This window comes from Calditrichota bacterium, from assembly GCA_013152715.1.
GTDB lineage: Bacteria > Zhuqueibacterota > Zhuqueibacteria > Thermofontimicrobiales > Thermofontimicrobiaceae > 4484-87.
The window spans coordinates 1-14837 of the sequence record JAADFU010000174.1; the positions used below are offsets into that span (position 1 = coordinate 1).

The following is a 14837-nucleotide window of genomic DNA, read 5'->3' on the forward strand; positions in this document are numbered from 1 at the left end:
GTGAAATAAAGTTGTGAATTTCGGGAAATAGCTTTTTCAGATTATTCCCCGGAGATAACTTTTTTATTTTTCGAATCATATCACACATTAGATTTGATAATTTTGGGGGACATTCAAAAAATTTGTTAGAAAAATTGTTTTTTTAAATTTTATTATTTCAGAATAGCGGCCGAATATGCCACAGATTCAGCAAATTTAGCAAAGAATAGTAAATTTTGTAAGAAGTAAAAATAATTGGAATTGTGCAATCGAAATAATTTAGGCTCTTTTGATAAAAATTGCTTGATTTTCAATGAATTATTTCTTATAATTTAACTACTATCATCAAATTTTGTTCGGGTCAAATTCTAATCTATTTTCTGGGGCAAAATGAAACGCGTAATTTTTTTGCTTGCTATTCTCTCCGTCAGTTGCGGCGTCAAGCAGCCGACGAGCGTGGAAAATTCTCAAAAATACGGTTCAATTTTCGCAACTTCAGGAAATGTCAGCGCGCAAATTTTTTTGGACGGTGAAAGTACAAGCAAAATGACGCCGGATACGCTTTTCAACGTCGAAGTTGGTCCGCACACCGTCGCTGTCCGTCGCGACGGCTATCGCGCTGAACCTGATTCCGTCGTGGTAGAGGTGAAAGAGAATCAAATTGTTCAGGCGCAATTTGCACTAATTGCGCTGAGTAACACCGGCTATGTGGTTCTGAAAAGCACGCCGGCGAACGCGCCCATTTTTGTTGACGGGAATCCGACCGGGCAGTCGACGCCGGACACGCTGACGCTGGAAACTGGCAGTCACCAGATTGAAATTCGGAAAAATGGCTACTTGACATCTGCGCACTTTTTCACCATCGCGCCGGATGAATGGAACTCAATAAATGACACATTAACCATCGAGCAGAGAATTTTGCTCGAAGGCTTTGCCAATGTCTCTTGCACGCCGTGCGTGGCGGCGACAAATAATTTGCATCGCTTTAATGAAGAGACTCATTCCATGCCATTTGTGATCATGGAATATTATGTGAATTGGCCCAGTCCCAATGATCCGTTTTACCTTGTTTCTCCGGATCAAATCAATGAGAGAGTGCGCTACTATTCGATCACCGGAGTGCCGGCGTTGCAAATCGACGGCGCTGCGGCGCAAGACCTCAATGATTACAACGAAATTATTTCCCAGTTCGATCAGGCGGGTTCGAGTCACAATTCAGAGTACGGAATTTCCATTGATCGGAGATTAATGGAAAGCCGTCTCCTTGTCTCCGTGGAAATATTTTCATTTTCCGGGAATTTTTCCGACGAAGCACAAAAGCTGTTCGTTGCCGTTATTGAAAATGACATCCATTTTGATTCTCCGCCGGGAAGCAATGGTTTGAAGGATTTTTCCTTTGTATTCAGAAAATTCCTTTCTTCCGAAAAGGGCGACGAGATTGCGGCCGATACGAACATCGCCAATTATCATTATGAATTGGATTGGCCTGATTGGCAGTACGAGCGTTGTCAGGTTGTCGCGTTTATTCAAAATCGCTCCACAAAACAAATTATTCAAACAAGCGTGAATTAGAATTTATGAGGCCAAAGATGAAAAAGATAATTTGTCCGTTCATCGTTTATCTCATCTTTTTTAGCTCCTTGATCGCGCAGAGTTTTGCGGTCCATATCGCGGACACAGTGAAAAATGGGCAACCCGGAGATGAAATCGCCCTTGGCGGAATTATTGTTAATTTGACGGCAGCGGATCTGGAAATTGTGATGAATCGCGCCACCAATGAAATTCCGTCAGATTGGTCAACTTCCATGTGTTTTGAGAATTGCGCGCCGCCGTGGATCGATCAATTGACCGGAACAGTGGCTGCGAACGATAGTCTGGAATTTGGCGTTCATTTTTTTACGAGTCAGACGCCGGGACAGGGACAGGCGTTGATAGAAATTTCGCAGGCGAAAGTGCAAACCGCTTCTTTTTTGTTCAAAGCAAGCACCAACAGTAGCGGCATTGCGGATTACCATCCACAAGCTCCTTCCTTGCAATTGTTAAAAAATTTTCCTAACCCATTCAACAGTGAAACCAAAATCCGATTTTATGGCAATGCCGCCGTCAAAAAAGTCAAGTTTACTGTGTTTTCCTTGAACGGGGAAATTGTTCGTGAGAGCCGGCAAGATATCACAGGCGCCGGATTTCATGATTTCATTTTCAGCGCGACTAATGCGGATGGCGGAGAATTAGCGAACGGAATTTATATTTATCGTCTGGATTATTTTTCGGCACAGGGATTTGTCAAATCGCAATCATCGCGGTTTATCTTGCTGAAATAAAATTTACAAAAAATGGGAGCCTTCATGAAAAAAATACTTTTCTTTTTGCTGATTATTCCGGCGCTTGCCTATTCGCAAGACCTTTCACATCTGAAATTGTCCGGCGTCAATGGAAAAAAATTTGTTTTGAAGAAAAATTTAAAAAAAGACGGCACAATTGTCACTTTCTGGGCGACGTGGTGTATGCCCTGCCAAAAAGAGCTGCCGACGCTGCAAAAGTTGAAAGACAAGTACAACAACAAAGATTTTCAGATTATTGCCATCTCGCAGGACAGCCCGCGAAGTCTGGCGCGGGTCAAATCTTTTGTTCGATCGCACAAATACGATTTCATTTTTCTCCTCGATCCCAATAGCGAAATAAGCTCGCGGTTAATGGTCAATTCCATTCCTTTCACCATGCTGCTTGACGCCAAAGGCAAGGCAATCTACACGCATCAGGGCTACAAATTGGGCGATGAAAAAGAATTGGAAGAAAAATTGGTTGAATTCTGGAAAAAAGCAGCAGTGAAAAATTGAAAGGCGAAATTTATATGAGAATTCGTCTCGCTTTTTTGTTCCTTTTTGTTTTCGCCACTTCATCTTTTGCGCAACTCACGCTGAAGAATCAATTCAAATTTTCTCGCTGGCAAAATCACGACCTCAAAATTGTGGAGAATTGGACCGATATTTCCTATCAGAAACATTCATGGGAAGCCGGCGCAAGATTTGAAGTGAACCGCCCGCCGGATCCGTTTGTGTTTGTTCAGGATAGTTTGCTTAAAAATTACGAACTCACGTTTCGCTACATCAGTTTCGACTACAAAGATTTTTCGGCGACTGTAGGCAATTTTTACGCCATTTTCGGCAGAGGACTTGTGCTGCGCACTTATGAAGACCGAAATCTCCGCGTGGACACGAATATCGACGGGATTAAATTAGAACAGAGCGGCGATATTTTTCAATTTCAGGCAATCGCCGGAAAAATGCGCGACAAATACAATCGCCGGAAAAATCTCGTCTGGGGACTGGATGGCGAAATTAACGCCGGCGAAAATATTATTTTAGGCGGAAGTTTTTTGCATCAAAATAAAAACCAGCGCCAGTTAAATCAAATCTGGGCGTCTCGAGTGCAGGCGAATTGGAACTGGGGAGAATTTTACGGTGAATTAGTGAAACCGTCATGGCACGGCAACTTCAGCTTTTACAATGCGCTGAATCTATTCGGTGAAAAGTGGACCGCGACACTGGAATACAAAAATTACGACCATCTCTCTTTTTCCACGGATCTGACGACGGAGTACAACGCCGCGCCTTCGCTGACCAGACAACATGCCTACACGTTGCTGAATCGTCATCCCCATGCTTTGAATATGAATGATGAAAAGGGCTATCAATTTGAATTGTCCTATTTGCCGGCGGAAAATTGGGAGATTACTTTCAACCACAGCCGGACCGCCACGCACAGCGGGCAGGAAATTTTCAAAGAATTTTACGCGGAAATTTTTCATGAATGGGAAGCCAGATGCCAGTTACGGCTGTTAGGCGCCTGGAGCTATGATTTTACAACGAATACAAAAAATCTGATTCCGATTGCCGATATGTATTATGATTTGAATAAAAAAAATCAACTTCATCTGAGCGTGCAGCACCAGCACGTCATCAACAATTTTGACAAAAGCGAATACGACAATGATTTATTGCTCGTGGAATGGACGCGTTCGCCACATCTGAGTTTTGCGTTGGTGGGAGAAATTACTAATCAGGATCAATTGATAAATATTTTTCTGGAAAGAAATAAGTGGCTTTACGGGCAACTCACGCTGCAATTTAGTTCGACTCAGCAAATTACTTTGATGTATGGCTCGCGGCAGGCCGGATTTGTTTGTGTCGGCGGCATTTGTCGGTATGTTCCGGAATTTGAAGGCTGGGAAATCGGCTTTTTGAGTCGATTTTGAAATTAGTGTTAAGGGCAGTCCTTTTGTCAATTTCAAAAAAACGGGTATTTTTTCTGAAATCAGACGCACCTGAAATATCCATTTTGTACTTTTGAGAAAGTCATTCCTGATCAGCTCCGAAGAAATTACTTAGTAAAAGACAGTGATTAATACTACTTAGTCAGATTAAGATTTTCGATAATTTTTTATAGTATACATCCGCTCAAACATCCCCCTAAATCCCCCTTCAAAGGGGGACTTACTTGGTTCCCCCCTTTGAAGGGGGGACAAGGGGGGATGTAAAAAAGCAATCTGACTAAGTAGTATTAACTACTTGAAAAATTTTGATGAATCCATGCTAAAACAAATTCCCATTTCACAAAAAATGTTCATTATCAAACGGAGGCGTTCAATGAGAAAAATTCTTTCGGCGTTTTTGATGGCCTTGTTGTTATTATTTTCATCTTTATTTGCACAGAAATCTCGCCAAACTTGCCTGCCCGACAAGATGGTAGCGCCACGAATTATCCGCTCACTTCCCGGCTCGCTTGTATTGCACAAGCCGGCTTTCCACGACCTATTTTTTGAATCGTTTGAGTCTTCCACTTTCCCGCCAGCGGGCTGGGCGCGTCTATCGTTTGGGAATGCAAATCAGCAATGGACTCATCTTGCTGCAAAAGCCCGAACAGGCGAATACTGCGCTGCAATCCCTTATTGTTCCAACACTAAAACGATGAATGAGTGGCTGATTACGCCGGCGATCGTATTAGGCACTTCTGTGCCTGCAACGTTGAGATTCTGGGAAGACGCGGATTATTGGCCAGGCTATGGTAAGTTACATGAAATCAAAATTTCTACAACAGAGCAGACAACAATCAGCGCGTTCCAATCACTCAGCTTAATGAGACCAAACAATCACACGATTAATGGTTTTGATGGTCCGCCGGTTGAAATCAACCTCTCTAATTTCATGGGGGATACTGTTTACATCGCGTTTGTTTACAGTGGTTCTGATGCAGATAATTGGTATATTGACGATGTCATGGTTCAGGAAGCAGAAGATCACGATCTCGCAGTTCAGACATTGAAATTAAGTTCTCATTATGAACCAGGCGCTGCGGTCGCGCCACGAGTTGAGGTTAAGAATGTCGGGTTGCAGTCGGAATCTTTTTCTGTCGCTTTCGGATATTATGATTGGCATGTAAATCCGGTTATTATCGAGACGAAGCAGATTGCGAATTTGAATGTTAGCGAAACCCAATCAGTTGATTTCTCTTCTTTTACTCCCGACCAAAATAGTGAGAAAATATATTTCACTGCAATAGATTATTCGGCTGACATGGATTCTCGGAATGATACCGCGACAGTAGTAATGAATACTTTTTCTCATGAAATTGGCAAGGTTTTAGTGGAAAAAGGAACCGGAACCTGGTGCGGATATTGTCCCGGATCCGCTTTAGCAATTGATCAATTGTACCGTCGTAATTCGGAAAAACTGGCAGTACTAGAATATCACTCCGGGGATTCTTTTGCGACAGATCAAACCAATTATCGACTCAACTATTACCGTGTCACAGGTTTCCCCACGGCAATTTTCAACGGCATTCGCTGGCAAGTCGGCGGAACCGCTGCAAACGGGGATTGGCAAAGCGTTTTTCATAAGCAAAATGCTTTATTCGACGAAAGTCTCCATGATTCTACGGGCATACAATTAGCTTTGCAACTTACGGACAGTAATGGGCAGTTCACAGCGACAGCAACAATCACCTATCTGGCCCAAACGTTATTAAAAACATATCGCTTGTTTTTTGCTTTGAACGAATCCCATATTTCTTACTCATGGAAGGGTCTGGATTCGTTGCAATTTGTCGCCAGAGAAATTTATCCGAATTCCAACGGAATAAACCTTTATGATGGCGGTACGGCTCCCACAGCAGGGACGCAGGTAACTCATAGCGTGGACTTCACTATTCCGCCGCAGTACGTTGGCGACAATTGCCAGTTGATCGCTTTTGTGCAGGAAATGAATTCCCAAAAAATTGCTGCGGTGGAAAAAGTTGATCTGAATAGCGTTACCGGGATCGCGGTCGTAAAGAATCAGATGCCTGATGAATTTCGTTTGCAACCCAATTACCCGAATCCGTTCAATTCCGGGACAGCAATTCGTTACCAAATTCCCACTTTGAGTGAGACGCAATTACAGATATTTAATTCAACGGGACAACTCATAAGAACATTGGTGAGTCAGAAACAAAAGCCAGGGGCGCATACCATTTATTGGGACGGAAAAGACGATAGCGGCAACGAGGCGGCGACCGGAATTTATATGTGTCGAATGCGGGCTGGTCAATTCGCAAAAACGATTAAGCTTATTTTAATGAAATAATTTTGTTGTCGCCTATTCTTTTGCCGAAAAGATTGATCGTGTAGATGACCAATTGAAAATTTTTCCGCCAGTATTTGAATTTTTAAGCGCAAAGGCTTTGCAGTTTAATTCCTTTTTTAATGTGAATTTAAGGTTTTAGCCCTTTAAAACCAATAAGTTAAGGCCGCCACCAATTATTTCAACCGGTCATTCTCATTAATAATTTTCTTTGAGCAGGTTTTGTTGGCATAATCAAAAAACAATGATCGGTTCGCTAATCAACGAACAGATTCAAATTACAAAACAAGGAGGTTACCATGAAAAGGTCTCTTTTAATTGTTTTAGCCAGCGCCATGTTGTTTTCCCCTTTATTGGGGCAGAAACAACAAAAACATTATTTGCCGGGCAAAGGAGTTTCAATACGGATGCTTCAGCCAACTACAGATTCACACGATTTTGGTAAACCGGGATTTAATGATTTGCTATTTGAATCTTTCGAATCTAATTTTCCACCGACCGGATGGTCAAGAATATCTTTCGGAAATTCAAATAAAAAGTGGACTCAATATGGCGGAAGAGCAAAGAGCGGCAGGTATTTTGCGGGAGTTTGGTACTGTTCCTCAAGCCAAACAAACAATGAATGGTTAATCACGCCGGCCATCACGTTAAGCAACAATGTCGCGGCGAAACTATTATTCTGGGAACGTGGGTATTATTGGCCAAATGATGGGATCGGACATTTTATTAAAATATCTACCACGTCGCAAAGCGATACGAACTCTTTTCAAACGATCAGTGAAATGCATCCCAATAACCACACTCTCGGCACTTTCGAAGGGCCTCCAATCGAGGTTGATCTATCCAATTATGTCGGGCAAACAGTTTACATTGCATTTGTTTATTACGGTTCTGACGCAGATGTATGGTTCGTCGACGATGTAACCGTTCGCGAACCTCAAGACAACGATTTAGCGATTGATTCATTTAGCTTGTTGTCACATTATGATTCAGCCACTCCCATCGCCCCTCAAGTATCGGTCAGAAATGTCGGGATAAATTCCGAATCCTTTCCTGTTAATTTAGGGTATTTCAACTGGGACGGAGTTCCGGTGATTATTGATACCAAGCAAGTCAATAATTTAGGTTCAGGACAAACGCAAACGGTCTCGTTCAGCAGTTTTGTTCCCGATACAAATTCAGAAAAAAAATATTTTGCCGCAATCAATTTGCCGTCAGATATGGATTCTCGAAATGACTCTGCACTCGTTTTAATGAATACTTTTACTCATGAAATAGGCAAAGCATTGGTAGAAAAAGGAACCGGCACCTGGTGCATATTTTGCCCCGGCTCTGCGCTGGCAATTGACTCCCTTTACAAGCTTCATCCTGACCAACTGGCTATACTCGAATACCATGCTGACGATAGTTTTGAAGTTCCTAAGGGAAGACAACGATTGGAGTTTTACGACATTTGGGCCTTCCCCACGGCTATTTTCAATGGAGTGGACAGGCAAATCGGCGGAACTCCTGCCGACGGAGACTGGCGCACTGTTTTTAATCAGCAGCAGGCCATTTTTCAAAGTAGAATACATGACTTTACAGGCATGGATATTGTTTTGAACGTCACTGAAAATGGCGGTCAGTTTACTGCGACGGCAACAATTACCTGTTTAGGAAATAGTCTTTTGAAAACCTATTATCTGTTTTTTGGCTTGAACGAGTCGCATATTTACCACCCATGGAAGGGCCTGGATTCGTTGCAATTTGTCGCCAGGGATATGTTTCCGGATGCCAATGGACTTAATATTCTCAACGGAGCCACTCCTCCGGCAGTGGGCACCACAATCACGCGCAGCGTACAGTTTACATTACCCTCAGATTACGTCCGAGAAAATTGTCAATTGATCGCTTTTGTCCAGGAGATAACTCACAAACAGGTGGCCGCCGTTGACAAAGTCGATCTGGGGAATTTGCAGAATTGTCTCCTCGGCGACGTGAATATGGATAACGACATCACGCCCGGCGATGCTTTGTGCGCCTTCCAAATTTATCTGAATGGTGGTCAACTGCCGGCAGGCGATTGCAACAACCCGTGCGCGCTGGAAGTTTCTGATGTGAACTGTACGCCGAATGGCGTCACTCCCGGAGATGCACTGAATATTTTTCTGGCGTACTTAGAAGGACAGGAACCGCCCATGGATTGTTTGCCGGCTTTTACGACGACATCGGAAGCTATGAGTTTAACCTTCTCTGAGGCGGAAAATCAGGATGCGAACTCATTTAGCGTAGATGTTTATGTGGATAATCCGCTTCATATTCAAGCATTCGGCGCAGAAATCGGTTATCCTGAAAATGTGCTCGAATTTGAAAGCGTGGAAGTCGGAAAATTGACGGAAACATGGGAAACTCTGTCTTCAGAGAAGACGGTCACCGGCGCGATTCGTGTGGGAGGCTACCATACAGAAGCGATAACGCAAAATACGCCGGGAAGCTTATTCCGAATTCATTTTCGCAAAAAAGAAAATGTTGAAGGCAGCGGAGAAATTTTTCTTTACAATCTGAAGGATAATATTTCCGACGCGCAGACAATGCCGTTTTTGTATTCATCTAACGCAACTGACGTGCGTTCGCGATTAGCAAACAAATTGCCTGATAAATACGATCTCCTGCCCAACTATCCAAATCCATTTAACATGGAGACAAAAATCCGCTATCAGGTTCCCCATACGAGCAACGTTAAAATTCAAATCCTGAACATGCGGGGGCAAGCGATCAGAAATTTAGTGGATGGGCAAAAAATCGCCGGTCGCCATGTCGCGCTTTGGAATGGCAGAGACGAGCACGGCAGAGAAGCGGCTTCGGGAATTTATTGGTGCCGGATGAAGTCTGGCAAATTCATAAAATCTGTCAAACTTATTCTGATGAAATGAACGCTTTGTTCTTCAGTTTGGTAACAAATACACGACCTGAAAGTTCCGCATCGGATTCAACGCGCCGATGCGGAACTTTTCCTTATGGGCGTAGGTAAAATTTTCGCTAAATTTCTCAGCCGCCGCGAGGGGAATGTTCTCGCTCAAATTTGTGCGTCATCGGTTTTGGTTCTCTTTTGTTCTGAAAAGGGCTAAATTTCTCTTGACATTTTAGAATAAAAATCGTATAATAGCAATCCGAAAACAGACATTATTTTTATATTATTCAAAAAGATAACTTGCAAAGCCCAACGATGCAGAAAAAAATAAGTCGAACCATACAGAGGAGAATTGTGCGTGGACGAACGGAAATTGGAGCGTTACAAAAGGACATTAATGGATTTGCGCGAACAGATTCTTCAAACGATAAATGACAAGGACAAAAAAAAATCCTATAGCGAGCTTTCCGGGGAACATCCTCTTTCTTTTCACTTGGCCGACCAGGGCGCCGATTACAATGAATACGAGAAATCCTATTTACTGGCCTCAATGGAGGGGAGTGTGCTTCAGCAAATAGACGACGCGGTGGCCCGCATCGAGGAAGGAAGTTACGGTGAATGCGTCATTTGCGGCGCGGAAATTCACCCGAAACGATTGGAGGCTGTGCCCTACGCCAGACTCTGTATCAGTTGCAAAGAGAAAGAGGAAAAGGGCCTGTTAGTATAGCTTCCGCATCATTAACAGGAATTCAAAAAAATAACGACAATTATTAAATAGCAAGATCAATAACAGGCAGCCTGCCCGTCTTTTTTGGGCGCATTGGTTGTTAAATTTTTTGCCCTAAATAATCTTGCCTCATCATTTTTGAGAAAGAAAAAAAAGTGTTTCGATCAACGTACAAGCTCCTCGGTTGGACGATTTTGATTGTCCTTATCGATCAATTAACAAAATTCATCGTCAGCCAAACAATGACTCCGTTTGAAACCAAACAAATTCTGGGCGATGTGCTGCGGCTAACGTTCATCAAAAATCCGGGGATGGCGTTTGGCATTCGCATCGGAAATCATTTATTTTTTACCGTTTTTTCCACTATCGCCAGTGTGGTGATTTTGATTTACCTGTTTCGTATGAGACCGGAAAACGTCTGGGCCAGACTTGCCCTTGCGTCCATTTTAGGCGGCGCCATTGGCAATTTGATCGACCGCCTGCTACACAAAGAAGTCATTGATTTTATTGATGTGAGAATAATTCGCTGGCCGGTGTTCAATGTGGCGGATATCGCGGTCACGGTGGGCATGGTCATTTTAATTGGCTACGTAATTTTCGATCACCACGAACTCGATGTGGAAGAGGAAACTCTCTAACCCGCTTTGATTGATTCCTTCAGAAATATCAGAAACAACCTGACTGGCAAAAAAAAATGACTGAGACATCCCAATTCGATGATGAACAGATTTTTAAGATTTCAGTTCCCGCGGAACAAGAAAGGGAACGCCTCGACCAATTCCTTGCCGAACGAATGGAAAAAATTTCCCGGGCACAAATACAAAAACTGATCAAAAAAGAAAAAGTAACCGTCAACGGAGAGTTGGCAAAACCGAGTTACCAGATCACTGGCGGAGATGAAATTGTCGTGCGTATTCCTCCGCCCAAACCTTCCGAACTGCTGCCGGAAAATATTCCGCTGAATGTGCTTTACGAAGATAAATATTTACTGGTGTTGCACAAGCCAGCCGGCCTCGTCGTGCATCCGGCTTACGGAAATCCCAGCGGCACTCTGGCGAATGCGTTGGTTTATCACAGCCAGCAACTGTCCACTTTGAGCGGCGAATTCAGGCCCGGCATTGTCCATCGGCTGGACAAAGACACGTCCGGCTTGCTCGTCGTGGCGAAAAATGATTATGTTCATGGAATTCTGTCCCAGCAATTCGCAGAACACAGTACGGAACGAGAATATCGCGCTTTTGTCTGGGGACATTTTGAAGAAAAAAAAGGCAGGTTCGAAAGTTTCGTTACTCGCAGCCCCAAAGATCGCACGCGCATGACGGTTTCGGATTCCGAAGGGAAATTAGCCATCACGAACTACGAAGTGTTAGAAGAATTTCATCTTGTTTCTTATCTCCGCCTGCGATTGGAAACAGGCCGCACCCATCAAATCCGCGTGCACATGGCTTACAACGGCCACCCTGTCGTCGGAGATACGACTTACGGCGGAAAAACCAAACAAACGATTTCCCTCAATCAGGAAGACCAGCAATTTGCCCGAGAAATTCTGGAACGAATGCCGAGACAGGCGTTGCATGCGAAGACGCTCGGTTTCACTCACCCCATGACCGGCAAAAGGCTGCGCTTTGATTCGGAATTGCCAGAAGACATGCGACAATTGTTAGATTTTTTGAAAGGAAGCTAACCTAAAAGGTTACGATGAGGGTTTAATTTGGCAGCCAAAATAACTAAATATCACTTGTTGTATTTTATGATTGGCAAAATAATCCTGTTTAGTCAGAGTAACAACATTTCTGTCATTCAAGCTAGCGAACATCCCCCTAAATCCCCCTTCAAAGGGGGACTTTTCTTGCCCCTCTTTGAAGGGGAGGCAAGGGGGAGATGTTTAAACTAAATCTGACTAAACAGTAATAGTTACCCCAGAAGGAAAACCAGACGAGTTTAATAATTGATTTTAGAGGCCCAAAAAAAATCCCGCTTTTCTACAAAACGGGATCAATGAAGTCGGGGCGCCGAGATTTGAACTCGGGACCTCCTGCTCCCAAAGCAGGCGCGCTAACCGGGCTGCGCTACGCCCCGAATGGAACAAACGACCGGTTCAATGATTTCAACCGGATTTTTATGAAAATTGTTTCAGATAATTTTCCAGAACCTGTCTCGCCTTTTGCAGCGCCAAACCGCGATGGCTGATTTTATTTTTTAATTCCAGAGCCATTTCAGCGAATGTTTTGCCATATTCGGGAATTAGAAACACCGGATCGTAACCAAAACCATGACTTCCGCGGCGCTCGCGCGTGATGATGCCGGGGCAGATACCCTCAATTGTTCGCCGAAAATTTTTGCCAATAATTGCCACAACGGTGCGAAATCGCGCTGTACGCGCAGATTCCGGCACATCCGCCATCATTCGCAACAACTTTTCAACATTGTCGTCGTAACTGGCATTTTCTCCGGCAAAACGGCTGGAAAAAACGCCCGGCCGTCCATTCAAAGCGTCAACTTCAAGCCCCGTGTCATCAGCGAGACACAGAAGCCCGGTGATTTCGTGAATCACTCTGGCTTTCTTTAACGCATTTTGCTCTAAGGTTTCTCCGTCCTCATCGACCTCCGGCAGCTCGGGAAAATCAGCGCCGGAAACGATTTCCAGCTCCAAATCATGGAGCAGTCCCCTCATCTCGCGAACTTTGTCTCTGTTCTTCGTGGCTAAAATTAATTTCATCAATCAGCACATTCACACAAAATTAAGCGTACACTTCTTGTTCATTGCATTTGCATACTGCCACATAATTCTCTTTGAAGCGCCAGGAATCCTTTCCTTCATTCTTAATAGAAGCGATCACTTTAACGGTACTGATCGTCTCTCCGCAAGTGGGGCATTTCTGGCCGTGCCCGGCGGCTTTGTTTACTTTTGATAAAAAACTTCGGTCTTTTGCCATTTTGTCTATCTCCTTTAACTATTTTTTTCAGGGTAGAAACCAGAATGAAATTGACACTATCTCATAAAAAATCGAAACTTTAAATTAAAAAAAATTTCAATAAAAGTCAATGAAAATTTTCAAGAAAGCAAAACAAAAACAATTCTTAATTTTCCACATCTCACAAAGAAAAATGTCGGGAATAACGTTGAAGTAAAGAAACAAACAGCTTTGTTCTGAAAAATAGCTTGACTTTGACGCCGATATTTGCTAAATTTTTTAATGCAAACGTGAACATCTGCCTTGAATCTGCTGTGCCGGAAAAAAATCTTAAAATCAAGGAGGTAAATATGGAAGAAAAAGTTTGTCCGTATTGGGTGGGATTTATTCTTCTCAGTCCAGTGAGAAATTGGTTTGAGAACCCCGGAAAATTATTGAGTCCCTACCTCACTCAGGGCATGACAGTGCTGGATGTGGGCAGCGCGATGGGCTTTTTCAGCTTGCCAATGGCAAAAATGGTCGGAAGAAGCGGAAAAGTGATTTGCGTGGATGTGCAGGAAAAAATGCTGGCGAAATTGAAAAGGCGAGCTGAAAAAGCCGGATTGTCAGGGATAATTGAAACGAGGGTCTGTTCATTCTATTCCCTGGGCCTCGATGATTTGAAAGAAAAAATTGATTTTGCGCTTGCCTACGCGGTGGTCCATGAAATGCCCGATTCTGCAAGTTTTTTTGAAGAAATTTTTGATCTTCTGAAACCCGGCGGAAAAGTATTTTTTGCCGAACCCAAAGGGCATGTCTCTGAAGAAGATTTTGCGGAAACCATTACCATCGCACAAAAAAAAGGCTTTTCTCTGATGAAGAAATGGGAAATTCGAAAGAGCCTGGTGGCGGTGATCGAAAAATAGAAAAGGGACTTGGGGATGATTAGGCTTCTCGGAGTATTTTCGGAAATTGATAGAGCGGAGCCCACCTGACCGTCGTGCTGTTTATTTTTTTTTCTGCAAAAATGTTATCTGACAGAACAAAACCAATAGCCGGATGATATTTTTCGATGAAGCTGCGAAAAGACTTTGTAATTTTCGGGTGCAGCAGTTTTGATTTTACTTCAAGGGGAATAATAGTCCTGTCTTTCTGAAAAATGAAATCTATTTCCGCTTTGGATTTTGTCCGCCAATAGTTTAATGCAGAGTCATTCTTGAATATTTCCGCAGCCACAAAATTCTCGCGCAAACTCCCACCATCGCTCCTCTGGTTTAAATTTTGAAAATTTTTGATCACTGCATTGCGCAATCCGCTATCCAGAAAATAGATTTTAGGGGACTTGACCAATTCTGTCCTTTTGTTGGTGAAAAAAGGGCGAACTTCTAAAGTGATAAATGTCTTTTTTAAAATATTCAGATGTCTCATCAACTCGTGATATTTCAGACTTGCGACCGTCCCAATCTCGTTGAAGTTTACCACGTCTCCGATTTGCAACGATAAAGCGTTTATCAGCCTGCTCAACTGAAAATCGGCACTTATCTGGAAAGAATTTTTTGCTGACATACAAAATAAAATCAATCCGCTGCAAATTAATGAAGATTTTCAGGTTTTTAAAATTAAACCCAGCCGGGAGTTAATTTCCATCGTTGCCAGAGATGAAATGCTAAAAAAGCATATATTAAAAGTGGAGGATTTTCACATTGCCATTAAAAGGCAGAACGTAAAGA

13 protein-coding genes and 1 tRNA gene are annotated in these 14837 nt (G+C 43.1%); 10 read left to right on the plus strand and 4 right to left on the minus strand.

Annotated elements, in window-relative coordinates; translation table 11 throughout:
- Window positions 1–369: 369 nt before the first annotated feature.
- The 9 genes from GXO74_12895 (at window position 370) to GXO74_12935 (ending at window position 11897) form a co-directional block, all read left to right on the plus strand.
- On the plus strand, window positions 370–1551 hold the full coding sequence (locus tag GXO74_12895) for a PEGA domain-containing protein (GenBank protein NOZ62562.1): 1182 nt from the start codon (window positions 370–372) through the stop codon (window positions 1549–1551).
- Between the two features lie 17 nt (window positions 1552–1568).
- Window positions 1569–2300 carry a hypothetical protein gene (locus GXO74_12900; protein NOZ62563.1) on the plus strand — a complete coding sequence of 244 codons (732 nt, stop codon included), beginning with the start codon at window positions 1569–1571 and terminating at the stop codon, window positions 2298–2300.
- A 24-nt stretch (window positions 2301–2324) separates the two neighbouring features.
- A complete protein-coding gene (locus GXO74_12905; protein NOZ62564.1) occupies window positions 2325–2816 on the plus strand; it encodes a TlpA family protein disulfide reductase in 492 nt (163 codons plus the stop codon).
- A gap of 14 nt (window positions 2817–2830) precedes the next feature.
- Window positions 2831–4234 (plus strand): hypothetical protein, encoded by a 1404-nt coding sequence (locus tag GXO74_12910; GenBank protein ID NOZ62565.1) that lies wholly within the window; start codon window positions 2831–2833, stop codon window positions 4232–4234.
- A gap of 391 nt (window positions 4235–4625) precedes the next feature.
- Entirely contained in the window at window positions 4626–6599 is a 1974-nt protein-coding gene (locus GXO74_12915; GenBank protein ID NOZ62566.1) for a T9SS type A sorting domain-containing protein, read from the plus strand.
- A gap of 296 nt (window positions 6600–6895) precedes the next feature.
- Window positions 6896–9508, plus strand: coding sequence for a T9SS type A sorting domain-containing protein (locus tag GXO74_12920; protein NOZ62567.1), 2613 nt, complete (start codon window positions 6896–6898; stop codon window positions 9506–9508).
- 528 nt (window positions 9509–10036) lie between these two features.
- Window positions 10037–10213, plus strand: coding sequence for a TraR/DksA family transcriptional regulator (locus GXO74_12925; protein NOZ62568.1), 177 nt, complete (start codon window positions 10037–10039; stop codon window positions 10211–10213).
- 155 nt (window positions 10214–10368) lie between these two features.
- Entirely contained in the window at window positions 10369–10851 is a 483-nt protein-coding gene (gene lspA, locus GXO74_12930; GenBank protein ID NOZ62569.1) for a signal peptidase II, read from the plus strand.
- Between the two features lie 56 nt (window positions 10852–10907).
- On the plus strand, window positions 10908–11897 hold the full coding sequence (locus GXO74_12935) for an RluA family pseudouridine synthase (GenBank protein NOZ62570.1): 990 nt from the start codon (window positions 10908–10910) through the stop codon (window positions 11895–11897).
- 320 nt (window positions 11898–12217) lie between these two features.
- Here the strand turns inward: GXO74_12935 and GXO74_12940 are convergent.
- The 3 genes from GXO74_12940 to GXO74_12950 all read right to left on the minus strand — a co-directional run bounded on the left by GXO74_12940 (window position 12218) and on the right by GXO74_12950 (window position 13149).
- Window positions 12218–12292, minus strand: a tRNA-Pro gene (locus tag GXO74_12940).
- 40 nt (window positions 12293–12332) lie between these two features.
- Window positions 12333–12932 (minus strand): XTP/dITP diphosphatase, encoded by a 600-nt coding sequence (locus GXO74_12945; GenBank protein ID NOZ62571.1) that lies wholly within the window; start codon window positions 12930–12932, stop codon window positions 12333–12335.
- A 22-nt stretch (window positions 12933–12954) separates the two neighbouring features.
- Window positions 12955–13149 (minus strand): hypothetical protein, encoded by a 195-nt coding sequence (locus tag GXO74_12950; protein ID NOZ62572.1) that lies wholly within the window; start codon window positions 13147–13149, stop codon window positions 12955–12957.
- A gap of 329 nt (window positions 13150–13478) precedes the next feature.
- On the opposite strand from GXO74_12950, the gene GXO74_12955 reads away from it, so the two are divergent.
- Window positions 13479–14033, plus strand: a complete 555-nt coding sequence (locus GXO74_12955) for a class I SAM-dependent methyltransferase (GenBank protein ID NOZ62573.1) — start codon at window positions 13479–13481, stop codon at window positions 14031–14033.
- 19 nt (window positions 14034–14052) lie between these two features.
- On the opposite strand, the gene GXO74_12960 is transcribed toward GXO74_12955, so the two are convergent.
- Window positions 14053–14631 (minus strand): DUF4143 domain-containing protein, encoded by a 579-nt coding sequence (locus GXO74_12960; protein NOZ62574.1) that lies wholly within the window; start codon window positions 14629–14631, stop codon window positions 14053–14055.
- Between the last annotated feature and the right edge of the window lie 206 nt (window positions 14632–14837).